The following is a 21,142-nucleotide window of genomic DNA, read 5'->3' as shown; positions in this document are numbered from 1 at the left end:
TTTTTACTCCTGATTCACACGGTTAAGCTTGCCCACAGCGGCAGCCATCAATACTTCCTGGGTGGCCTGCTCGCGTGTGAATTCACCGCCGAGATGCCCTTCATGCATCACAATGATGCGATCGCTCATGCCCAGCACTTCCGGCATCTCAGAAGAGACAAGGATGATGCTCAGGCCATCGGCTTTAAACTGGTTAATCAGCTGGTAGATCTCTTTCTTCGCCCCGACGTCGACGCCACGGGTTGGTTCGTCGAGGATCAGCACTTTTGGCCGGGTCATCAGCCCGCGAGCGATAGCGACTTTTTGCTGGTTACCGCCGGAAAGCAGGCCGATTGCCTGCTCCATTGAAGGCGTCTTCACATTAAACAGCCGAATGAAATCGCTGACCGCCTGCTGTTCATCTTTATGCTTAAGGCTACCCCCCGCCCTGCTGAAGTAGCGCAGCGCGGTTAATGACATGTTTTCTTTGACCGACATCCCGAGCACCAGGCCATCACGCTTACGGTCTTCGGAGATATAGACAATGCCGTTCGCCAGGCCATCCTGCGGCGAACGGGTGACGACTTCATGGCCGTCCAGCGTCACGGAACCGCTGCTGCGCGGCAGCGCGCCGTACAGCACCTTCATCAGTTCAGTACGCCCGGCGCCCATCAGCCCGGCAACGCCGAGGATTTCGCCCTGACGCAGGGTAAACGTCACGTTTTCCACCCCGGATCCGCAGAGATTATCGACCTTCAGACGTACCGCGCCGGGCGCCTTATCGAGATGCGGATATTGATCTTCCAGCTTACGGCCAACCATCATCTCGATCAGTCGGTCTTCATCCAGCGAAGCCACTTCACGCTCGGCAATAAATTGCCCGTCGCGAAATACGGTGACGTCATCGCAGATTTCGAAGATCTCTTTCATGCGGTGGGAAATATAGACAATGCCGCGCCCCTGCGATTTCAATTCGCGGATGACGCGGAACAGCGATTCGGTCTCGGTATCGGTCAGGGCATCGGTGGGCTCATCCATAATGATGACCTTCGATTCAAAACTCAGCACTTTGGCGATTTCCACCATTTGCTGATCGCCAATCGACAGATCGCCCACCAGCTTCTGGCTGTTAAAACGTAAATTCAGCTTCGCCAGCAGCTTGTCCGCTTCGGCATACATCTTTTTCCAGTCGATTTTGCCAAAGCGGTTAACGAACTCGCGGCCAAGGAAGATGTTCTCGGCAATCGTTAATTGCGGGATCAGGTTGAGTTCCTGGTGAATGATGCCGATACCGGCTTCCTGTGAGGATTTTGGGCCGTTAAAGGTCGTTTCTTTACCTAACCACAGCAAAGAACCGGCATCACGAGTATAGATACCGGTGAGTACCTTCATCATTGTCGATTTACCGGCGCCATTTTCCCCTACCAGCGCCATTACCCGGCCAGCATAGACATTCAGCGCCGCGCCGGAGAGCGCTTTGACGCCAGGGAACGCTTTATCGATCCCTTTCAGCTGTAATAAAGCTTCCATGGCGGCGACCTCAGAAAGTGACGCCGGCACAGAGAATAATATTCGCATACGGGGAACACTCCCCGCTGCGAATTACCGCCTGACTATCTGCGGTTTGTTTTTTGAACTGCTCATGACTGGTGTAACGAATTTCAATCGTATTTCCCTGGTGCTGCTGCAGCTGCTCAAGATGATTGAGCAACGTCGCGTGGAGTTGCGGATTATGGGTTTTAATCTCTTCCGCGATGACCGCCGCCTCAACCTGCATTTCCGTCGTTACGACCTCCAGAACCTGCATAAATGAAGGTACGCCCTGAGTAAGCGCCATATCGATTCGCGCGCTGCTGCGGGGAACCGGCAATCCGGCGTCGCAAACAACCAGCATATCGGTATGACCGAGGCGGGAGATAACGGAAGAAATATCAGCGTTAAGTACGGTGCCTTTTTTCATTTTTTCTCTTTTGCTCCACTAGCGAAACGTTTCGCTAACATTAGTATTGTAAATGCAGGAGCAAAAAACCATCATCAAAAGAGATAAATGTGATCGCCATCGAAACGTTTCGCAAGGCGTGGGCAGGAAATTGCATTGAGATGTGAGAGACAAAAAAGCCCTTCATTATTGAAGGGCTTTTTGACATCAGATTTCTACCTGAGTACCGAGTTCGATAACCCGGTTCGGCGGGATTTCAAACTGATCCGGCGCGCGCAGAGCGTTACGCTGCAACAGCAGATATAGTTTGCCGCGCAGGCGCAGATACCATGGCCGTTTGCCGATAATCAGCGACTCGTGGGACATAAAGAACGACGTTTCCATCATTCGGCAGCTCAGCCCTTCCAGGCCGCAGCGATGGAACACCTCTTCGACGTTCGGCGTTTCACGCCAGCCATAGCTTGCTACAACGCGCCAGAACGACGGCGACAGTTGCTCAATCTGCACGCGGCGCACGTTATGCACATACGGGGCATCTTCGGTGCGCAGGGTCAGCAGGATCACGCGTTCATGCAGCACCTTGTTGTGTTTCAGGTTATGCAGCAGCGCAAAAGGGATCACGTTCAGGGCGCGAGACATATAGACCGCGGTACCCGGCACGCGCACCGGCGGTGATTTCTCCAGCGAGGAGATCATCGCTTCCAGCGAGTTGCCATGTTCATGCATCCGGCGCAGCAGGCGGAAACGCTCGCTCTTCCAGGTGGTCATCACCGTAAACATCACCAGGCCCAGTGATAACGGCAACCAACCGCCGGAGACGATTTTATCGAGGTTCGCCGAGAACAGCGGAATATCGATACACAGGAAGGCCACCAGCATCAGGCCGACAAACAGCTTATTCCAGTGCCAGTTTTTGCGCGCCACGGTCGCCGACAGAATGGAGGTCAACACCATGGTGCCCGTTACCGCAATACCGTACGCCGCCGCCAGATTAGAAGAGTGCTCGAAGCTGACAATGACGATGACCACAGAAACGTACAGCAGCCAGTTAATGAACGGGATGTAAATCTGCCCGGACTCCATTTCCGAAGTATGGATAATGCGCATTGGCGACAGATAGCCCAGACGCACGGCCTGACGAGTCAGCGAGAAGACCCCGGAAATCACCGCCTGCGAGGCGATAACCGTCGCCAGGGTCGCGATAATCAGCATCGGGATCAGCGCCCATTCCGGCGCCAACAGGAAGAACGGGTTTTTAATGGCTTCCGGGTGCTTCAACAGCAGCGCGCCCTGGCCAAAATAGTTAAGCACCAGTGATGGCAGTACTACCGAGAACCACGCTACGCGAATCGGTAGTTTGCCGAAGTGACCCATATCGGCATACAGCGCTTCCACACCGGTAATCGACAGCACCACCGCGCCGAGCGCAATAAAGGATACCGTTTTGTACTGCAGGAAGAAGTTCACTGCCCAGTAAGGGTTCAGCGCCTGCAGAACTTCCGGGTTATCGAGGATACTGCGCGCGCCAAGCACCGCCAGCAACAGGAACCAGATCAGCATAATTGGCGCGAACAGCTTGCCGACCATCCCGGTTCCGTGTTTTTGAATAGCAAAAAGCAGGGTCAGCACAATAATGGAGATGGGGACAATCCAGGTATCCAGCTGTGGGGCGATAATTTCCAACCCCTCTATCGCCGACATCACCGATATTGCCGGGGTTATCACCACTTCACCATAGAAGAAGCTACCGCCAATCAGGCCGAGGATCACCAATACGGAGGTCATCTTTGCCGAGGTGTTGCGCCCCGCCAGCGACATCAGCGTCAAGATCCCGCCCTCGCCGGCGTTATCCGCCCGCATCACGAAGGTGATGTATTTTATTGATACGGTAAAGATCAACAGCCAGAAAATCAGCGACAGAAAGCCAAAAACCGCATCGCGTTCAACGCCAAAGCCAAACTGGCCTGACAGACATTCGCGAAGGGTATACAGTGGACTGGTACCGATATCGCCGTAAACCACGCCGATTGCCGCCAGCGTTATTGCCGGCAGCGATTGTTTATTATCAGTGCTCATAGACTAGTCTTTTCGTTTATAAAACAAATGTGTGCCTAGTCCCTTGGCCCACAAAAAGCGCACAGTATGCACGATTATTTGCTGAATCGTACCCCTAACTGACACCATATTAACTTAGCTCAAAGAAAATAAATCGATTCTTCAGGCTATTACCACCCCTAATCAAACATCTATACTCGACGCAATAACGACACACGACAAAGCACGCAACTCTATTATGGCTCAATCACATTTACTGGCAGAAAGAATTTCCCGACTTAGCGCCGCCCTGGAAAAAGGGCTCTTTGAACGCAGCCACGCAATACGCCTGTGCCTGTTGGCCGCGCTTAGCGGCGAGAGCGTGTTCCTGCTGGGGCCGCCCGGCATCGCGAAAAGCCTGATCGCCCGCCGCCTTAAGTTCGCTTTCAGGCAGGCGCGCGCTTTTGAATATCTGATGACCCGCTTCTCCACGCCGGAAGAAGTTTTCGGCCCGCTGTCGATTCAGGCGCTCAAAGATGAAGGGCGCTATGAGCGTTTAACGGCAGGCTATCTGCCAGAGGCGGAAATCGTCTTCCTGGATGAAATCTGGAAAGCCGGCCCAGCTATCCTAAATACCCTGCTGACGGCCATCAACGAACGCCACTTCCGCAACGGCGCCCATGAAGAGAAAATCCCAATGCGCCTGCTGGTCGCGGCGTCGAACGAACTGCCCGAAGCGGACAACAGCCTCGAAGCCTTATATGACCGCATGCTGATCCGCCTGTGGCTGGATAAAGTGCAGGATAAAACAAACTTCCGCTCGATGCTGGTGAGCCAACAGGATGAAAACAGCAATCCGGTTCCCGAAAACCTGCAAATCAGCACCGAAGAGTTCACCCAGTGGCAGCATGACATTGGTACCGTGAAGTTGCCGGACAATGTCTTCGAGCTGGTTTTCCAGCTGCGCCAACAATTAGATGCCTTGCCTAATGCGCCTTACGTTTCCGATCGTCGCTGGAAAAAAGCCATCCGTCTGCTGCAGGCCAGCGCCTTCTTTAGCGGCCGCGACGCCATCGCGCCTATCGACCTGATCCTGCTGAAAGATTGCCTGTGGCATAACATCGAAAGCATGAATCTGATGTCGCAGCAGTTGGAGTCACTGATGACCAGCCATGCCTGGGGTCAGCAGGCGATGCTGACTAAACTGGGCGCCATCATCCAACGCCGTATTCAAATCCAGCAGCAGCACAGCGATAAAACCGCGCTTAAAGTCACGCGCGTTGGCGGTATGTTCAGCCGTAAGCCGCATTACGAACTGCCAGACGGTGTTGAGGGCGAGACGTTGACGCTGCTTCTCCAGCAACCGCTGAAACTGCACGATCTCGAAGTTATCCATATCGCCTTTGAACGCCAGGCGCTGATCAACTGGCTGGAGAAAGGCGGCGAGATCCGCGGCAAGCTCAACGGTATCGGTTTTGCCCAGCCATTAACGATGGATGTCGATGCCAGCCAACACCTGGTGGTGCGCGACGTCAGCCTGCAAGGCTCGCGCCTGTCGCTGCCCGGCAGCGAATCTCAGGAAAATATGCCTGCCGAGATCCGCCAGCAGCTGGAAGCGCTGGATGACGAGTGGCACCAGCAACATAACCGCTTTAGCGAACAGCAAAAATGCCTGTTTATTCCCGGCGACTGGCTGGGGCGTATCGAAGCCAGCCTGCAGGACGTCGGCGCGCAAATTAAACAGGCGCGCCAGCCATGACGCTCGACATGCTGAATGTCATGCTGGCGGTCAGCGAAGAAGGGATGATCGAGGAGATGCTGCTGGCGCTGCTGGCCTCGCCTCAACTGGCGGTGTTCTTTGAAAAATTTCCGCGGCTGAAAAATATCATCGCCGCCGATATTCCGCGCTGGCGAGAAGCGGTTCGCGCCCGTCTCAAAGAGACGCAGATCCCTCCCGAGCTGGACGCCGAAGTGCAGATCTATCAGCAGGCCCAGCTGCTTTCAACTTCGCAATTTATCGTGCAGCTGCCGCAGATCCTCGGCAAGCTGCATAAGCTCCAGTCGCCCTTTGCCGCCCAGGCGCAGCAGCTGGTGGACGATAACGCAACCTTCACCCCAGCGCTACATACTCTGTTCTTACAACGCTGGCGCTTAAGTCTGGTGGTACAGACCACCACCCTCAACCAGCACTTATTAGACGATGAGCGCGATCAGCTGCTCAGCGAGGTGCAGGAACGAATGACGCTGAGCGGGCAGCTAGAGCCGGTGCTGGTGGAAAACGACAACGCCGCCGGCCGCCTGTGGGATATGAGCGCCGGCGAGCTTAAACGCGGCGATTACCAGCTGATCGTGCGCTATGGCGATTTTCTCAGCCAACAGCCGGAACTGATGCAGCTGGCTGAGCAGTTGGGCAGATCGCGGGAAGCCAAACTGGTGCCGAAGAAGGATGCGCCGATGGAGGCCTTCCGCGCGATGGTTCGTGAACCGGCAACGGTACCAGAGCAGGTCGATGGCCTGCAGCAAAGCGACGATATTCTACGTCTGTTGCCGCCAGAGCTGGCAACGCTCGGCATCACCGAACTGGAGTTCGAGTTCTACCGTAAGCTGGTGGAAAAACAGCTATTAACTTATCGCCTGCATGGCGACGCCTGGCGGGAGAAAATCACCGAACGCCCGGTAACCCGGCAGGATTTTGATGAGCAGCCGCGCGGGCCATTTATTGTCTGCGTAGATACCTCAGGTTCGATGGGCGGTTTTAACGAACAATGCGCCAAAGCCTTTTGTCTGGCGCTGATGCGCGTCGCGCTGGCGGATAACCGCCGCTGCTACATCATGCTGTTCTCCAGCGAAGTGGTGCACTACGAGCTAACCGGCCCGCAGGGGCTGGAGCAGGCGATCCGTTTTTTAAGCCAGCGCTTTCGCGGCGGCACCGATCTGGCCAGCTGTTTTCGCGCGATCGTTGAACGTTTGCAAAGCCCGCAGTGGGTCGATGCCGATGCGGTGGTGATTTCCGATTTTATCGCCCAGCGGTTGCCGGATGAGGTGGTCAACAAGGTGGGGGAGCTGCAGCATAAACATCAGCATCGTTTTCACGCGGTGGCGATGTCGGTACACGGCAAACCCGGCATCATGCGCATCTTCGATCATATCTGGCGCTTTGATACCGGATTGCGTAGCCGCCTGCTGCGTCGCTGGCGGCGTTAATCTTTACAGCAGAGCGGCGACGCTTTCCCGCACCTGCGCGGGCCATACGCCGCACTGTACCTGGCCGATATGGTCAAGCTGCAGCAACAGCATGGTTAAACGCGACTGGCCAATACCGCCGCCAATGGTCTGCGGCATCTCGCCGCGCAGCAGCGCCTGGTGCCATTCAAGCTGCAGACGGTCTTCATCGCCGGTCACCGCCAACTGGCGCTTCAGCGCCTCGGCGTCAACGCGGATCCCCATAGAGGAAAGCTCAAAAGCGTCTTCCAGCACCGGGTTCCACACCAGGATATCGCCGTTCAGGCCGGCAAAACCTTCCGCCGATGGCGAGCTCCAGTCATCATAATCCGGCGCGCGAACATCGTGGCGCTTACCGTCAGACAGTTTACCGCCGATACCGATTAAGAAGACGGCGCCAAGCTCTTTAGCGATCGCCCGCTCGCGGCCTTTGGCATCCAGATCCGGATAACGGCTCAACAGTTCCTGACTGTGAATAAAGTGGATCTGTTCCGGCAGGAATGGCGTCAGACCAAATTCCTGACTTACCGCCAGCTCGGTGGCTTTGATCCCAGCGTAAATCGCCTCAACCGTCGCTTTCAGCGTGCCGGTATGGCGTTCGCCGTCGCCCATGACGCGTTCCCAGTCCCACTGGTCAACATAAACGGAATGAATTGGGGTGAGGCGGTCTTCATCGGGGCGAAGGGCCTTCATGTGCGTGTATAGCCCTTCGCCCGCGCTGAAGTCGTGTTGTCCCAGGGTTTGACGCTTCCACTTCGCCAGTGAATGAACCACTTCGAATTGGGCGTCTGGCAGTGTTTTCACTTTTACCTGAACCGCTTTCTCGCAGCCGGACAAGTTGTCCTGCGTCCCATCTCCTACGCGGCTTAAGATCGGCGCCTGCACTTCAATCAGGCCAAGCTTCTCTTCCAGCTGACGGGAAAAATGGGATTTAACGAAACTAATCTGGCGTTGTTTTGCGATGTATGCGGTTTTCATTTTTTATCACTCCTGCGTCCTGTTGATATTGATTAAGCAACAGAAATGGCACTGAATTCAATAATCAATCAATAAAAAGACGTCCTGAGTTTTTATTCATTAAATTAACAAGCTAAAATAGTAAGAATCATCAAACATCATAAGAAAAAACAATGGAAAATTATCAGATCGACAATCTGGACCGCGGCATTCTTGATGCCTTAATGGCGAATGCGCGCACCGCCTACGCCGAACTGGCCAAACAGTTCGGCGTTAGCCCAGGTACGATTCACGTACGCGTAGAGAAAATGAAACAGGCGGGCATTATTACGGGGGCAAGAATCGACGTCAGCCCGAAACAGCTCGGTTATGACGTCGGCTGTTTCATCGGCATTATTCTTAAGAGCGCCAAAGACTATCCTTCCGCTCTCGCCCGGCTGGAGAGCCTGGAAGAGGTGACCGAGGCTTACTACACCACCGGCCACTACAGCATCTTTATTAAGGTAATGTGTAAATCTATCGATGCCCTGCAGCAGGTACTTATCAACAAGATCCAAACAATCGATGAAATTCAGTCCACTGAAACCCTGATCGTGCTGCAGAACCCGATCATGCGCACCATCAAGCCCTGATCGTTTTTTTTAATCCCACATTTTTCCACAGGTAGATCCCAGCTCGCTCACAGCGTACAATACGCCACTCAGAATAGTTGAGCGAGCGATCGGCGATCATGGCAGACATTACACTTATCAGCGGCAGCACCCTGGGCAGTGCGGAATATGTAGCAGAACATCTGGCGGAAAAGCTGGAAGAAGCGGGCTACAGCACTGATATCCAGCACGGTCCGCTGGTTGACGATCTGCAGGCTGAAGGGATCTGGTTAGTTATCTCTTCTACCCATGGCGCCGGCGATATTCCGGACAACCTGGTCCCTTTCTATGAAGCGTTGCTGGAGAAGCAGGCCGATCTTTCTGCCGTTCGCTTTGGCGCGGTGGGTATCGGTAGCCGCGAATATGACACTTTTTGCGGCGCAATCGACAAACTGGAAGCGGCATTAAAGGCCAACGGGGCAAAACAGATCGGCGAAACGCTGAAAATTAATGTCCTCGAACACGAGATTCCTGAAGATCCAGCCGAGGTTTGGGTGGGATCCTGGAAAAATTTACTCTGAGTTTTGTAAAGATCCGCAGCTTCTTCTGTGGATAACCCTGCTCAAAAGCTTGGATCAACCGGTAGTTATCCAAAGAATAACCGGAGTATGCTTTTTGAGCTGTGCATAACCCTTCATTCTAATCCCAGCTTATACGGAACAGGATCACCGATCATTCACAGATTGTGATCCTTCTTAAGCGTTTGATCTTAAATAGTGGATCCGACTTATCCACAAAGAGAGTCGATCCTAATAAGAGATCACAATAGAACAGATCTCTAAATAAAAGATCTTCTTTTTAATACTCAGGATCCCGGCCCCTTTCTCGAAAGAGCAAAGTTGAGTAGAATCCACGGCCCGGGCTTCAATCCATTTTCAAACCGCGTTATGCGAGGCAGATCACCATGTTTTATCAGGATCCTTTTGACGTCATCATCATTGGCGGGGGTCATGCAGGCACTGAGGCCGCGATGGCAGCAGCGCGAATGGGCCAACAAACCCTGCTTTTGACACACAATATCGATACGCTGGGGCAGATGAGCTGCAACCCGGCGATTGGCGGTATTGGGAAGGGACACCTGGTAAAAGAAGTGGATGCGCTCGGTGGTCTGATGGCGAAGGCGATCGATCAGGCAGGCATTCAGTTTAGGATACTAAACGGTAGCAAAGGCCCGGCTGTCCGTGCGACTCGCGCCCAGGCCGACCGGGTGTTGTATCGTCAGGCGGTACGCACCGCGCTGGAGAACCAGCCAAACCTGATGATCTTCCAGCAGGCAGTAGAAGATCTGATTGTCGAAAACGATCGCGTCGTCGGCGCCGTGACCCAAATGGGCCTCAAGTTCCGGGCTAAGTCGGTGGTGCTGACCGTCGGCACCTTCCTGGATGGCAAAATCCACATCGGTCTGGACAACTACAGCGGCGGCCGTGCCGGCGATCCGCCGTCAATCCCGCTGTCTCGCCGTCTGCGTGAACTGCCGCTGCGCGTAAGCCGCCTGAAAACCGGTACTCCGCCGCGAATTGACGCGCGCACCATCGATTTTAGCGTGCTGGCGCAACAGCACGGCGATAACCCGATGCCGGTCTTCTCATTTATGGGATCCGCGGATCAACATCCGCGCCAGGTACCGTGCTATATCACTCACACCAACGAGAAAACCCATGATGTGATCCGCAGCAACCTCGATCGCAGCCCAATGTACGCCGGGGTGATTGAAGGTATCGGCCCACGTTACTGCCCGTCGATCGAAGACAAAGTCATGCGCTTTGCCGATCGCAACCAGCATCAGATCTTCCTTGAACCGGAAGGGCTGACTTCAAACGAAATTTATCCAAACGGTATCTCCACCAGCCTGCCGTTTGATGTGCAAATGCAAATCGTCCGCTCAATGCAGGGGATGGAAAACGCGAAGATCGTTCGCCCTGGCTACGCCATTGAGTACGATTTCTTTGACCCGCGTGACCTGAAGCCGACGCTGGAAAGCAAATACATTCAGGGTCTGTTCTTCGCCGGCCAGATCAACGGTACTACCGGCTATGAAGAAGCCGCCGCGCAGGGTCTGCTTGCCGGTCTTAATGCCGCCCGCTTCTCAGCGGAAAAAGAGGGGTGGGCGCCGCGTCGCGATCAGGCCTATCTTGGCGTTCTGGTGGACGATCTGTGCACCCTCGGCACCAAAGAACCGTACCGTATGTTTACCTCCCGTGCTGAATATCGCCTGATGCTGCGTGAAGACAACGCCGATCTGCGCCTGACCGAACAGGGACGAGAGCTGGGGCTGGTGGACGATGAGCGCTGGGCGCGTTTCAACGAGAAACTGGAAAGCATTGAGCGTGAACGCCAACGCCTGAAAACCAGCTGGGTTAACCCGCTGGCGGAAAGCGCAGCCGAAGTGAACGCTCATCTGACCGCGCCGTTATCGCGTGAAGCCAGCGGCGAAGATCTGCTGCGTCGCCCGGAAATGACCTACGAACAGCTGGTTCAGCTTTCTCCGTTCGCGCCGGGCCTGCAGGATCAACAGGCGGCCGAGCAGGTTGAGATTCAGGTTAAGTACGAAGGCTATATCGCTCGTCAGCAGGACGAGATCGAAAAACAGCAACGCAACGAGAATACTTTGCTGCCGGCAACGCTCGATTACCGTCAGGTATCCGGCTTGTCCAACGAGGTTATTGCCAAGCTAAACGACCATAAACCATCATCTATCGGTCAGGCATCGCGTATTTCCGGGATTACTCCGGCGGCAATTTCTATTTTGCTGGTGTGGCTGAAAAAGCAGGGGATGCTGCGCCGCAGCGCCTGATAGCCGTCAGAGCGCGTTAATTTGGCGGATGCAAAATCAGCGATCGCCTTTATAATTCACAGCCCGGTAAGCGTTAGCGCCTCCGGGCTCATTATTTTTAGAAGGTACTCACCGTGCTCAACAAACTTTCTCGTCTGCTGGACGAAGCGGGTATTTCGCTCACCGATCACCAGAAAAATCAGCTGGTGGCGTATGTCGGGATGCTGGATAAGTGGAACAAAGCCTATAACCTGACCTCTGTTCGCGATCCTAACGAGATGCTGGTTCGCCATATCCTCGATAGCATTATCGTTGCGCCGTATCTACAGGGCTCCCGCTTTATCGATGTGGGAACAGGCCCAGGCCTGCCGGGGATTCCGCTGGCTATCGTGCGCCCGGAATCTCATTTCACATTACTGGATAGCCTTGGCAAGCGTGTACGCTTCCTGCGCCAGGTCCAGCATGAGCTAAAACTGGATAACATCACCCCAGTGCAGAGCCGTGTGGAAGAATTTCCCGCAGAGCCGCCGTTTGATGGCGTCATTAGCCGTGCTTTTGCCTCGCTGAACGATATGGTGAGCTGGTGCCACCACCTGCCGGCGCCACACGGACATTTCTACGCGTTGAAAGGACAGGCGCAGGAAAGTGAAATGGCAAACCTGCCAGAAGGTTACCAGGTTTGTGACGTGATTGAACTGCATGTCCCCCAGCTGGAAGGGGAGAGACATTTGGTGGTCATTAAGCCAAACACCTTATAATTTTTATCAAAAAATGTGGAAAAAATGTGGCCTGCGCATGTTACAAAAATCAAAGTTACCTGCGGGTATTATCTGGCCACTTTTAACCTTGTTTTTACTATGGCTTTTCTAGCGTTTAACTTTAGCGTGGTGGTTTACTGGCAGAATAGTCAACTTTGAAAATATCAGGGTGCTAAAAATCGATGAACTGTCAGTTCATATTGATGTTAAATTTTTATTATAAATGTCAATAAAAGGTTTTTATTGTATGTGGGGTTGTTTTGCAAAAAGACCTCACTTTTTATCTTGAATATCAAAAAGATGAAAACTTACTGATTCTGTACAGATTTAATTCGATTGCACCGAAAATGTTTATTATGTGATCTAATGCACGCTTTAATGGCCGCGTTTTCTCATTATTTGCACTTCTGGTTGATCCCTCACTGATTGACGAAATGCATGAAAAATTGCCGCTCAGAAAATAATTAAACATTTATTCACTATTTTGCTACTTAATGTTTGAAATCACGTGTTGTCACCGTATAATTTGTCCGCTTTTTGACGCTTGACTCTTGGTCTTAAAGAACGTTTTATACGACACGCGGCATACCTCGAAGGGAGCAGGAGTAAAAACGTGATGTCTATGTCGCTCGTGAGTCGAAACGTTGCTCGAAAGCTTCTGTTTATTCAGTTACTGGCAGTAATAGCAAGCGGACTGCTGTTCAGCCTCAAAGACCCCTTCTGGGGCATCTCCGCCATATGCGGAGGTTTGGCGGTCGTTTTGCCAAACGCGTTGTTTATGATTTTTGCCTGGCGCCATCAGGCGCATACACCAGCACAAGGCCGAGTGGCCTGGACCTTCGCTTTCGGTGAAGCATTCAAGGTGTTGCTGACCTTCGCCCTACTGGCGATGGCGCTGGCGGTTTTTGAAGTGGTATTTTTGCCGCTGATAGTGACGTGGGTTTTGGTGCTGGTGGTACAAATTCTGGCTCCAGCTGTAATTAACAACAAAGGGTAAAAGGCATCATGGCTTCAGAAAATATGACGCCGCAGGATTACATAGGACACCATCTGAACAACCTTCAGTTGGACCTACGTACATTCTCGCTGGTGGATCCGCACAACCCCCCAGCCACCTTCTGGACGCTCAATATTGACTCCATGTTTTTCTCGGTGGTTCTCGGTCTGCTGTTCCTTGCCATGTTCCGTAGCGTTGCTAAGAGAGCGACCAGCGGCGTACCAGGGAAATTCCAAACCTTCATCGAAATGATCATCGGCTTCGTCCATGGCAGCGTCAAAGACATGTACCATGGCAAGAGCAAGGTCATCGCGCCGCTGGCGCTTACCGTGTTCGTCTGGGTATTCCTGATGAACCTGATGGACCTGCTGCCAATCGACCTGATTCCTTATATCGGCGAACACATTTTCGGCCTGCCTGCACTGCGCGTGGTTCCGTCTGCGGACGTGAACATCACCCTGTCGATGGCGCTTGGCGTGTTCATCCTGATTATTTTCTACAGCATCAAAATGAAAGGCGTTGGTGGGTTCGTTAAAGAACTGACCATGCAGCCGTTCAATCACTGGGCGTTCATTCCTGTCAACTTAATCCTTGAAGGGGTAAGCCTGCTGTCCAAACCGGTTTCTCTCGGTCTGCGACTGTTCGGCAACATGTATGCCGGTGAGCTGATTTTCATTCTGATTGCTGGTCTGTTGCCGTGGTGGTCACAGTGGATTCTGAATGTGCCTTGGGCCATTTTCCACATCCTGATTATTACGCTGCAAGCCTTCATCTTCATGGTTCTGACGATTGTCTATCTGTCGATGGCATCCGAAGAGCATTGATTTTTACCAACACTACTACGTTTTAACTGAAACAAACTGGAGACTGTCATGGAAAACCTGAATATGGATCTGCTGTACATGGCTGCCGCTGTGATGATGGGTCTGGCGGCAATCGGTGCTGCGATCGGTATCGGCATCCTCGGGGGTAAATTCCTGGAAGGCGCAGCGCGTCAACCGGATCTGATTCCTCTGCTGCGTACTCAGTTCTTTATCGTTATGGGTCTGGTGGATGCTATCCCGATGATCGCTGTAGGTCTGGGTCTGTACGTGATGTTTGCTGTCGCGTAGTAAGTTGTTCGAAAGAAACCTAAGCCACAGAGTTAATTTAAGAGGTATTGTGCTGTGAACATGAACGCAACAATCCTCGGCCAGGCCATCGCGTTTGTTATCTTCGTATGGTTCTGCATGAAGTACGTATGGCCGCCGTTAATGGCTGCCATCGAAAAGCGCCAGAAAGAAATTTCTGACGGTTTAGCTTCTGCAGAACGCGCTAAGAAAGATTTGGACCTTGCACAGGCCAACGCGACCGACCAGCTGAAAAAAGCGAAAGCGGAAGCCCAGGTAATCATCGAGCAAGCGAACAAGCGTCGCTCTCAGATTCTGGACGAAGCTAAAGCTGAAGCAGAACAGGAACGCACTAAAATCGTCGCACAGGCGCAGGCTGAAATCGATGCCGAACGTAAACGTGCTCGCGAAGAACTGCGTAAGCAGGTTGCTATCCTGGCTGTTGCTGGCGCCGAGAAGATCATCGAACGTTCCGTGGATGAAGCTGCTAACAGCGACATCGTGGATAAACTTGTCGCTGAACTGTAAGGAGGGAGGGGCTGATGTCTGAATTTGTAACGGTAGCTCGCCCCTACGCCAAAGCAGCTTTTGACTTTGCCGTCGAACACAAAAGTGTTGAGCGCTGGCAGGATATGCTGGCGTTTGCCGCTGAAGTGACTAAAAACGAACAAATGGCAGAGCTTCTCTCCGGTGCCCTGGCGCCGGAAACGCTCTCAGATGCGTTTATCGCTATCTGCGGCGAGCAACTCGACGAAAATGGTCAGAACCTGATTCGGGTGATGGCTGAAAATGGTCGTCTGAAGGTGCTCCCGGATGTTCTTGAGCAGTTCATTCACCTGCGTGCGGCCAGCGAGGCCATCGCAGAGGTAGATGTTATTTCTGCCAACCAACTGAGTGAAGAACAGCTTGCGAAGATCTCCGGCGCGATGGAAAAGCGTCTGTCACGCAAAGTTAAGCTGAATTGCAAAATCGATAAGTCTGTTATGGCAGGAGTTATCATCCGCTCGGGTGATATGGTCATTGATGGTAGCGTACGCGGCCGTCTTGATCGCCTGGCAGACGTCTTGCAGTCTTAAGGGGACTGGAGCATGCAACTGAATTCCACCGAAATCAGCGAACTGATCAAGCAGCGCATTGCTCAGTTCAATGTTGTGAGTGAAGCTCACAACGAAGGTACTATTGTTTCTGTAAGTGACGGTGTTATCCGCATCCACGGCCTGGCCGATTGTATGCAGGGTGAAATGATTTCCCTGCCGGGTAACCGTTACGCTATCGCACTGAACCTGGAGCGCGACTCCGTTGGTGCGGTTGTGATGGGTCCGTATGCTGACCTCGCCGAAGGCATGAAGGTTAAGTGTACAGGCCGTATTCTGGAAGTTCCGGTCGGTCGTGGTCTGTTAGGCCGCGTGGTGAACACCCTGGGTGCGCCGATTGACGGTAAAGGTCCTGTTGAGCACGATGGCTTCTCGCCAATCGAAGTTATCGCTCCGGGCGTTATCGATCGTCAATCCGTAGACCAGCCGGTGCAGACCGGTTACAAATCTGTTGATGCCATGATTCCAATCGGCCGTGGCCAGCGTGAGCTGATCATCGGTGACCGTCAGACCGGTAAAACCGCGATGGCAATCGATGCGATCATCAACCAGCGTGATTCCGGCATCAAATGCGTATACGTAGCTATCGGCCAGAAAGCGTCCACCATCTCTAACGTGGTGCGTAAACTGGAAGAGCACGGCGCGCTGTCCAACACTATCGTTGTTGTGGCGACCGCTTCTGAATCTGCTGCGCTGCAATACCTGGCGCCGTATGCCGGTTGCGCAATGGGCGAATACTTCCGCGACCGCGGTGAAGATGCGCTGATCGTTTACGATGACCTGTCTAAACAGGCTGTTGCTTACCGTCAGGTTTCCCTGCTGCTCCGTCGTCCGCCAGGACGTGAAGCATTCCCGGGCGACGTGTTCTACCTCCACTCCCGTCTGCTGGAGCGCGCATCCCGCGTTAACGCGGAATACGTTGAGAAATTCACCAATGGTGAAGTTAAAGGTAAAACCGGCTCCCTGACTGCGCTGCCGATTATCGAGACGCAAGCGGGTGACGTTTCCGCATTCGTTCCGACCAACGTAATTTCCATTACCGATGGTCAGATCTTCCTGGAAACCAACCTGTTCAACTCCGGTATTCGTCCGGCGGTTAACCCGGGTATCTCCGTATCCCGTGTTGGTGGTGCTGCTCAGACCAAGATCATCAAGAAACTGTCCGGTGGTATCCGTACCGCGCTGGCGCAGTATCGTGAACTGGCTGCGTTCTCTCAGTTCGCATCCGATCTGGACGAAGCGACTCGTAAGCAGCTGAGCCACGGTCAGAAAGTGACCGAACTGCTGAAACAGAAACAGTATGCACCTATGTCTGTAGCACAGCAGGGCCTGGTACTGTTCGCTGCTGAACGCGGTTACCTCGAAGATGTGGAACTGGCGAAAATCGGTAGCTTCGAAGCCGCTCTGCTGGCTTACGTTGACCGTGACCACGCTCCGCTGATGCAAGAGATTAACCAGACCGGTGGCTATAACGACGAGATCGAAGGCAAGCTGAAAGGCATCCTCGACTCCTTCAAAGCAACCCAGTCCTGGTAAAGTCTGGCGGCTTGCCTTAGGGCAGGCCGCAAGGCATTGAGGAGAAGCTCATGGCCGGCGCAAAAGAGATACGTAGTAAGATCGCAAGCGTCCAGAACACGCAAAAGATCACCAAAGCGATGGAGATGGTCGCCGCCTCCAAAATGCGTAAAACGCAGGATCGCATGGCGGCCAGCCGTCCATATGCAGATACTATGCGCAAAGTGATTGGTCACCTTGCGAACGGTAATCTGGAATATAAGCACCCGTACCTGGAAGAACGCGACGTTAAACGCGTGGGCTACCTGGTGGTGTCGACCGACCGTGGTCTGTGCGGTGGCTTGAACATTAACCTGTTCAAAAAACTGCTGGCGGATATGAAAGCATGGTCCGATAAAGGCGTTCAGTGCGACCTCGCAATGATCGGCTCTAAAGGCGTGTCTTTCTTTAACTCCGTGGGCGGCAATATTGTGGCCCAGGTGACCGGTATGGGTGATAACCCGTCCCTGTCCGAACTGATCGGCCCGGTAAAAGTGATGTTGCAGGCCTACGATGAAGGCCGTCTGGACAAGCTTTACGTTGTCAGCAACAAATTTATTAACACCATGTCTCAGGCTCCGACCATCACTCAGCTGCTGCCATTACCGGCTTCAGAAGATGATGATCTGAAACGTAAGTCCTGGGATTACCTGTATGAGCCCGATCCGAAAGCGCTGCTGGATACCCTCCTGCGTCGTTATGTGGAATCTCAGGTTTATCAGGGCGTGGTAGAAAACCTGGCCAGCGAGCAGGCCGCCCGTATGGTGGCGATGAAAGCCGCGACCGATAATGGCGGCAGCCTGATTAAAGAGCTGCAGTTGGTATACAACAAAGCTCGTCAGGCCAGCATTACTCAGGAACTCACCGAGATCGTCTCGGGGGCCGCCGCGGTTTAACCAGGTTATTTCGTAGAGGATTTAAGATGGCTACTGGAAAGATTGTCCAGGTAATCGGCGCCGTGGTCGACGTCGAGTTCCCTCAGGATGCCGTACCACGCGTGTACGATGCCCTTGAGGTACAGAATGGTAATGAGAGCCTGGTGCTGGAAGTTCAGCAGCAGCTCGGCGGTGGCGTAGTTCGTGCTATCGCCATGGGTTCTTCCGACGGTCTGCGTCGTGGTCTGGAAGTTAAAGACCTCGAGCATCCGATCGAAGTCCCGGTAGGTAAAGCGACTCTGGGCCGTATCATGAACGTCCTGGGTCAGCCGATCGACATGAAAGGCGACATCGGCGAAGAAGAGCGTTGGGCTATCCACCGCGCGGCGCCTTCCTATGAAGAGCTGTCCAGCTCTCAGGAACTGCTGGAAACCGGCATCAAAGTTATCGACCTGATGTGTCCGTTCGCTAAGGGCGGTAAAGTTGGTCTGTTCGGTGGTGCGGGTGTAGGTAAAACCGTAAACATGATGGAGCTGATCCGTAACATCGCGATCGAGCACTCCGGTTACTCCGTGTTTGCGGGCGTCGGTGAGCGTACTCGTGAGGGTAACGACTTCTACCACGAAATGACCGACTCTAACGTTCTGGATAAAGTATCCCTGGTTTACGGCCAGATGAACGAGCCGCCGGGAAACCGTCTGCGCGTTGCGCTGACCGGCCTGACCATGGCTGAGAAATTCCGTGACGAAGGTCGTGACGTTCTGCTGTTCGTCGATAACATCTATCGTTACACCCTGGCCGGTACTGAAGTATCTGCACTGCTGGGTCGTATGCCTTCAGCGGTAGGTTATCAGCCGACTCTGGCGGAAGAGATGGGCGTTCTGCAGGAACGTATCACCTCCACCAAAACCGGTTCTATCACCTCCGTTCAGGCGGTATACGTACCTGCGGATGACTTGACTGACCCGTCCCCAGCAACCACCTTTGCGCACCTTGACGCAACCGTGGTACTGAGCCGTCAGATCGCGTCTCTGGGTATCTACCCGGCCGTTGACCCGCTGGATTCCACCAGCCGTCAGCTGGATCCGCTGGTTGTTGGTCAGGAACACTACGACACCGCGCGTGGCGTACAGTCCCTGCTGCAGCGTTATCAGGAACTGAAAGACATCATCGCCATCCTGGGTATGGATGAACTGTCTGAAGAAGATAAACTGGTGGTAGCTCGCGCTCGTAAGATCCAGCGCTTCCTGTCCCAGCCGTTCTTCGTAGCAGAAGTATTTACCGGTTCTCCGGGTAAATACGTTTCGCTGAAAGACACCATCCGTGGCTTTAAAGGCATCATGGAAGGCGAATACGATCACCTGCCGGAGCAGGCGTTCTACATGGTCGGTTCCATCGAAGAAGCCGTGGAAAAAGCCAAAAAACTTTAACGCCTTAATCGGAGGGTGATATGGCAATGACTTACCACCTGGATGTCGTCAGCGCAGAGAAACAAATGTTCTCTGGCCTGGTCGAGAAAATCCAGGTAACGGGTAGCGAAGGTGAACTGGGTATTTTCCCGGGTCATGCGCCGCTGCTCACCGCCATTAAGCCTGGTATGATTCGCATCGTTAAACAGTTCGGTCACGAAGAGTTTATCTATCTGTCCGGCGGCATTCTTGAAGTGCAACCGGGCAACGTGATCGTTCTGGCCGATACGGCAATTCGCGGTCAGGACCTCGACGAAGCACGAGCCCTGGAAGCGAAACGTAAAGCGGAAGAGCACATCAAGAGCTCTCACGGCGACGTGGATTACGCTCAGGCGTCCGCGGAACTGGCCAAAGCGATCGCTAAACTGCGCGTTATCGAATTGACCAAAAAAGCGATGTAACACCGGCTTGAAAGCTAAAAGCCAGTCTGGCAACAGACTGGCTTTTTTTATGCTTAATGACCCACCCTGAGTTTAGAATCAGATGTATTGTTTACTTCCGCTACGGTTGTTAGGTCTGCCTTTAAAGACGGCAGGGCCATTCATCGTGAGTTCCAGACTGTTGTCTTGTCGGCGGGTTAACCAAGGAGTGGATTCACTCATCGGTTTAGATGTCACACCTGATGGATATAATTCGATAGTATCCTGATCTATTTCAATCAGGCCAATAACGTAGGTATAAATACAGCTACTGAAGAAACCTTTCTTTTTCGTGAAATCAAAAGAGCATTCTACAATCTTGTCACCATACTCCATGCGCATTTTCGGTTTTAATGACGCTACGGCTACCACACCGTTACTGACGGCGGAATAGACACTACATACCAGCGCAATTTTCCCACCCGCCAGTCGGGATATTTCAGGGTTAATTTCTACCTTTTCAACGCCAGGCGCAGAAAGACTTGCGCTAACGACGTCGCCCGTATGGTAAACCCAGGGTTTTTTATTAAACGCACCTGATTTATCCGGCGCCTGAATGAGGGACATATTACCGTCAGGCCACAGAATTCCTACTCGTAAATCCAGGTCATCATTATCGCGACCATCGCCGTTATCTACCCATGTGGCGCTAATCGTAATTTTTGGGGGCGCATCGCTTCCCTTTATAAGCGAAACGCGGTGTTTATCTTCTGGTTTTTTGAGCGAAACTACCGCATTGTTTATATTAGGTTTTTGTAAGTCAGCAGTTGCAGGCGCCGGTTCACTTTCTACCTCGACACCATACATATTACAAAGCCCGACCAGGCCTGAGGAAAATCCCTGCCATACGGATCGGGCTTTAAATTGACCGTTATGCACATATAATTCCAGCACGATAATCCCGGTCTCCTGATTAAATGAACCGGGAGCTAGTTCCAGTATTTGTTCGCCCGCTTTTATTTGTGCCTGCAGATCGTTAACAGTAGAAAACCCCCCAGCGCTTCCGTCTTGAGTCAATGTGATGGCTATTTTCGTAATGCCAGCTGGTAGCTTTGATAAATCAAAATGAATGCTATGGGAAATCACATTATTTTGTAGTTCAGGTGGTATAAACATAGCACAACCAGAGCTATGCTTTTGAGCGTTAAAAAACACCATGCCGCTATCATCTTCCGTCTTTCCTGATGCAGTCAGTAGAAAAGCGGTAAGGTTGATATCCAGCCCATTGCCAGTCCGATGGGAAACGGTGACCAATCCAGTTGGCGCGTTTAAAGACGAGTTTTCGCCAGGTGTGAGGTATTTATGCATGGTTA

Annotated in this window: 20 protein-coding genes; 15 read left to right on the top strand and 5 right to left on the bottom strand. The window is 52.9% G+C overall.

Annotation, left to right across the window (positions count from 1 at the left end):
* Positions 1 to 3: 3 nt before the first annotated feature.
* The 3 genes from rbsA to kup form a co-directional block, all read right to left on the bottom strand.
* The gene (gene rbsA / locus PGR23_RS13640; protein ID WP_015368992.1) at positions 4 to 1,509 is read right to left on the bottom strand and encodes a ribose ABC transporter ATP-binding protein RbsA; all 1,506 of its coding nucleotides are present in this window, start codon (positions 1,507 to 1,509) and stop codon (positions 4 to 6) included.
* Between the two features lie 10 nt (positions 1,510 to 1,519).
* Entirely contained in the window at positions 1,520 to 1,939 is a 420-nt protein-coding gene (gene rbsD / locus PGR23_RS13635) for a D-ribose pyranase (protein WP_045396015.1), read from the bottom strand.
* A 186-nt stretch (positions 1,940 to 2,125) separates the two neighbouring features.
* Positions 2,126 to 3,994 (bottom strand): low affinity potassium transporter Kup, encoded by a 1,869-nt coding sequence (kup, locus tag PGR23_RS13630; protein WP_045396012.1) that lies wholly within the window; start codon positions 3,992 to 3,994, stop codon positions 2,126 to 2,128.
* A gap of 217 nt (positions 3,995 to 4,211) precedes the next feature.
* Here kup and ravA point away from each other — a divergent pair, with 217 nt between their 5' ends.
* Positions 4,212 to 5,711 carry an ATPase RavA gene (gene ravA / locus PGR23_RS13625; protein ID WP_063447802.1) on the top strand — a complete coding sequence of 500 codons (1,500 nt, stop codon included), beginning with the start codon at positions 4,212 to 4,214 and terminating at the stop codon, positions 5,709 to 5,711.
* On the top strand, positions 5,708 to 7,156 hold the full coding sequence (gene viaA, locus PGR23_RS13620; RefSeq protein WP_015368996.1) for an ATPase RavA stimulator ViaA: 1,449 nt from the start codon (positions 5,708 to 5,710) through the stop codon (positions 7,154 to 7,156). The genes ravA and viaA overlap by 4 nt, the downstream gene beginning before the upstream one ends.
* A 3-nt stretch (positions 7,157 to 7,159) precedes the next feature.
* Here the strand turns inward: viaA and asnA are convergent, their stop codons facing one another.
* Positions 7,160 to 8,152, bottom strand: coding sequence for an aspartate--ammonia ligase (asnA, locus tag PGR23_RS13615; RefSeq protein ID WP_047044566.1), 993 nt, complete (start codon positions 8,150 to 8,152; stop codon positions 7,160 to 7,162).
* A 152-nt stretch (positions 8,153 to 8,304) separates the two neighbouring features.
* On the opposite strand from asnA, the gene asnC reads away from it, so the two are divergent.
* The 13 genes from asnC (at position 8,305) to PGR23_RS13550 (ending at position 19,811) form a co-directional block, all read left to right on the top strand.
* Positions 8,305 to 8,763: a transcriptional regulator AsnC gene (gene asnC / locus PGR23_RS13610; RefSeq protein WP_015368998.1), complete on the top strand. Its 459-nt coding sequence runs from the start codon at positions 8,305 to 8,307 to the stop codon at positions 8,761 to 8,763.
* A 98-nt stretch (positions 8,764 to 8,861) separates the two neighbouring features.
* Complete coding sequence (mioC, locus tag PGR23_RS13605; protein WP_047044568.1) at positions 8,862 to 9,302, top strand: FMN-binding protein MioC; 441 nt, start codon at positions 8,862 to 8,864, stop codon at positions 9,300 to 9,302.
* Between the two features lie 383 nt (positions 9,303 to 9,685).
* The gene (gene mnmG, locus PGR23_RS13600; RefSeq protein ID WP_015369000.1) at positions 9,686 to 11,575 is read left to right on the top strand and encodes a tRNA uridine-5-carboxymethylaminomethyl(34) synthesis enzyme MnmG; all 1,890 of its coding nucleotides are present in this window, start codon (positions 9,686 to 9,688) and stop codon (positions 11,573 to 11,575) included.
* A 113-nt stretch (positions 11,576 to 11,688) separates the two neighbouring features.
* Positions 11,689 to 12,312 carry a 16S rRNA (guanine(527)-N(7))-methyltransferase RsmG gene (gene rsmG, locus PGR23_RS13595; RefSeq protein WP_047044571.1) on the top strand — a complete coding sequence of 208 codons (624 nt, stop codon included), beginning with the start codon at positions 11,689 to 11,691 and terminating at the stop codon, positions 12,310 to 12,312.
* 616 nt (positions 12,313 to 12,928) lie between these two features.
* Positions 12,929 to 13,309 carry a F0F1 ATP synthase subunit I gene (gene atpI / locus PGR23_RS13590; protein WP_015703918.1) on the top strand — a complete coding sequence of 127 codons (381 nt, stop codon included), beginning with the start codon at positions 12,929 to 12,931 and terminating at the stop codon, positions 13,307 to 13,309.
* 8 nt (positions 13,310 to 13,317) lie between these two features.
* Entirely contained in the window at positions 13,318 to 14,133 is an 816-nt protein-coding gene (gene atpB / locus PGR23_RS13585) for a F0F1 ATP synthase subunit A (RefSeq protein WP_015369004.1), read from the top strand.
* A gap of 48 nt (positions 14,134 to 14,181) precedes the next feature.
* On the top strand, positions 14,182 to 14,421 hold the full coding sequence (gene atpE, locus PGR23_RS13580) for a F0F1 ATP synthase subunit C (protein ID WP_000429386.1): 240 nt from the start codon (positions 14,182 to 14,184) through the stop codon (positions 14,419 to 14,421).
* Between the two features lie 54 nt (positions 14,422 to 14,475).
* Positions 14,476 to 14,946 carry a F0F1 ATP synthase subunit B gene (gene atpF, locus PGR23_RS13575; protein ID WP_004107293.1) on the top strand — a complete coding sequence of 157 codons (471 nt, stop codon included), beginning with the start codon at positions 14,476 to 14,478 and terminating at the stop codon, positions 14,944 to 14,946.
* Between the two features lie 14 nt (positions 14,947 to 14,960).
* Entirely contained in the window at positions 14,961 to 15,494 is a 534-nt protein-coding gene (gene atpH / locus PGR23_RS13570; RefSeq protein WP_015369005.1) for a F0F1 ATP synthase subunit delta, read from the top strand.
* Positions 15,495 to 15,506: 12 nt separating this feature from the next.
* The gene (gene atpA / locus PGR23_RS13565) at positions 15,507 to 17,048 is read left to right on the top strand and encodes a F0F1 ATP synthase subunit alpha (protein WP_015369006.1); all 1,542 of its coding nucleotides are present in this window, start codon (positions 15,507 to 15,509) and stop codon (positions 17,046 to 17,048) included.
* 50 nt (positions 17,049 to 17,098) lie between these two features.
* Positions 17,099 to 17,962: a F0F1 ATP synthase subunit gamma gene (atpG, locus tag PGR23_RS13560; RefSeq protein WP_015369007.1), complete on the top strand. Its 864-nt coding sequence runs from the start codon at positions 17,099 to 17,101 to the stop codon at positions 17,960 to 17,962.
* A gap of 26 nt (positions 17,963 to 17,988) precedes the next feature.
* Positions 17,989 to 19,371 carry a F0F1 ATP synthase subunit beta gene (gene atpD, locus PGR23_RS13555; RefSeq protein ID WP_015369008.1) on the top strand — a complete coding sequence of 461 codons (1,383 nt, stop codon included), beginning with the start codon at positions 17,989 to 17,991 and terminating at the stop codon, positions 19,369 to 19,371.
* Between the two features lie 20 nt (positions 19,372 to 19,391).
* Positions 19,392 to 19,811, top strand: coding sequence for a F0F1 ATP synthase subunit epsilon (locus PGR23_RS13550; RefSeq protein WP_015703917.1), 420 nt, complete (start codon positions 19,392 to 19,394; stop codon positions 19,809 to 19,811).
* A 78-nt stretch (positions 19,812 to 19,889) separates the two neighbouring features.
* Here the strand turns inward: PGR23_RS13550 and PGR23_RS13545 are convergent, their stop codons facing one another.
* The gene (locus tag PGR23_RS13545; RefSeq protein WP_396280078.1) at positions 19,890 to 21,137 is read right to left on the bottom strand and encodes a TerD family protein; all 1,248 of its coding nucleotides are present in this window, start codon (positions 21,135 to 21,137) and stop codon (positions 19,890 to 19,892) included.
* Positions 21,138 to 21,142: the final 5 nt, after the last annotated feature.

Source organism: Klebsiella sp. 141162, assembly GCF_050600755.1.
Lineage (GTDB): Bacteria > Pseudomonadota > Gammaproteobacteria > Enterobacterales > Enterobacteriaceae > Klebsiella > Klebsiella aerogenes.
The sequence above is the reverse complement of the archived record's forward strand: the minus strand, read 5'-3'. Positions and strand labels throughout refer to the sequence as shown.

What these genes read in the sequence shown, in the direction of transcription:
- atpG (WP_015369007.1), top strand. Translation starts at nt 17,099, where the DNA reads ATGGCCGGCGCAAAAGAGATACGTAGTAAGATCGCAAGCGTCCAGAAC.
- asnC (WP_015368998.1), top strand. Translation starts at nt 8,305, where the DNA reads ATGGAAAATTATCAGATCGACAATCTGGACCGCGGCATTCTTGATGCC.
- atpA (WP_015369006.1), top strand. Translation starts at nt 15,507, where the DNA reads ATGCAACTGAATTCCACCGAAATCAGCGAACTGATCAAGCAGCGCATT.
- mnmG (WP_015369000.1), top strand. Translation starts at nt 9,686, where the DNA reads ATGTTTTATCAGGATCCTTTTGACGTCATCATCATTGGCGGGGGTCAT.
- atpH (WP_015369005.1), top strand. Translation starts at nt 14,961, where the DNA reads ATGTCTGAATTTGTAACGGTAGCTCGCCCCTACGCCAAAGCAGCTTTT.
- PGR23_RS13550 (WP_015703917.1), top strand. Translation starts at nt 19,392, where the DNA reads ATGGCAATGACTTACCACCTGGATGTCGTCAGCGCAGAGAAACAAATG.
- rbsA (WP_015368992.1), bottom strand. Translation starts at nt 1,509, where the DNA reads ATGGAAGCTTTATTACAGCTGAAAGGGATCGATAAAGCGTTCCCTGGC.
- ravA (WP_063447802.1), top strand. Translation starts at nt 4,212, where the DNA reads ATGGCTCAATCACATTTACTGGCAGAAAGAATTTCCCGACTTAGCGCC.
- rbsD (WP_045396015.1), bottom strand. Translation starts at nt 1,939, where the DNA reads ATGAAAAAAGGCACCGTACTTAACGCTGATATTTCTTCCGTTATCTCC.
- atpB (WP_015369004.1), top strand. Translation starts at nt 13,318, where the DNA reads ATGGCTTCAGAAAATATGACGCCGCAGGATTACATAGGACACCATCTG.
- atpI (WP_015703918.1), top strand. Translation starts at nt 12,929, where the DNA reads ATGTCTATGTCGCTCGTGAGTCGAAACGTTGCTCGAAAGCTTCTGTTT.
- atpE (WP_000429386.1), top strand. Translation starts at nt 14,182, where the DNA reads ATGGAAAACCTGAATATGGATCTGCTGTACATGGCTGCCGCTGTGATG.
- mioC (WP_047044568.1), top strand. Translation starts at nt 8,862, where the DNA reads ATGGCAGACATTACACTTATCAGCGGCAGCACCCTGGGCAGTGCGGAA.
- viaA (WP_015368996.1), top strand. Translation starts at nt 5,708, where the DNA reads ATGACGCTCGACATGCTGAATGTCATGCTGGCGGTCAGCGAAGAAGGG.
- kup (WP_045396012.1), bottom strand. Translation starts at nt 3,994, where the DNA reads ATGAGCACTGATAATAAACAATCGCTGCCGGCAATAACGCTGGCGGCA.
- asnA (WP_047044566.1), bottom strand. Translation starts at nt 8,152, where the DNA reads ATGAAAACCGCATACATCGCAAAACAACGCCAGATTAGTTTCGTTAAA.
- atpD (WP_015369008.1), top strand. Translation starts at nt 17,989, where the DNA reads ATGGCTACTGGAAAGATTGTCCAGGTAATCGGCGCCGTGGTCGACGTC.
- PGR23_RS13545 (WP_396280078.1), bottom strand. Translation starts at nt 21,137, where the DNA reads ATGCATAAATACCTCACACCTGGCGAAAACTCGTCTTTAAACGCGCCA.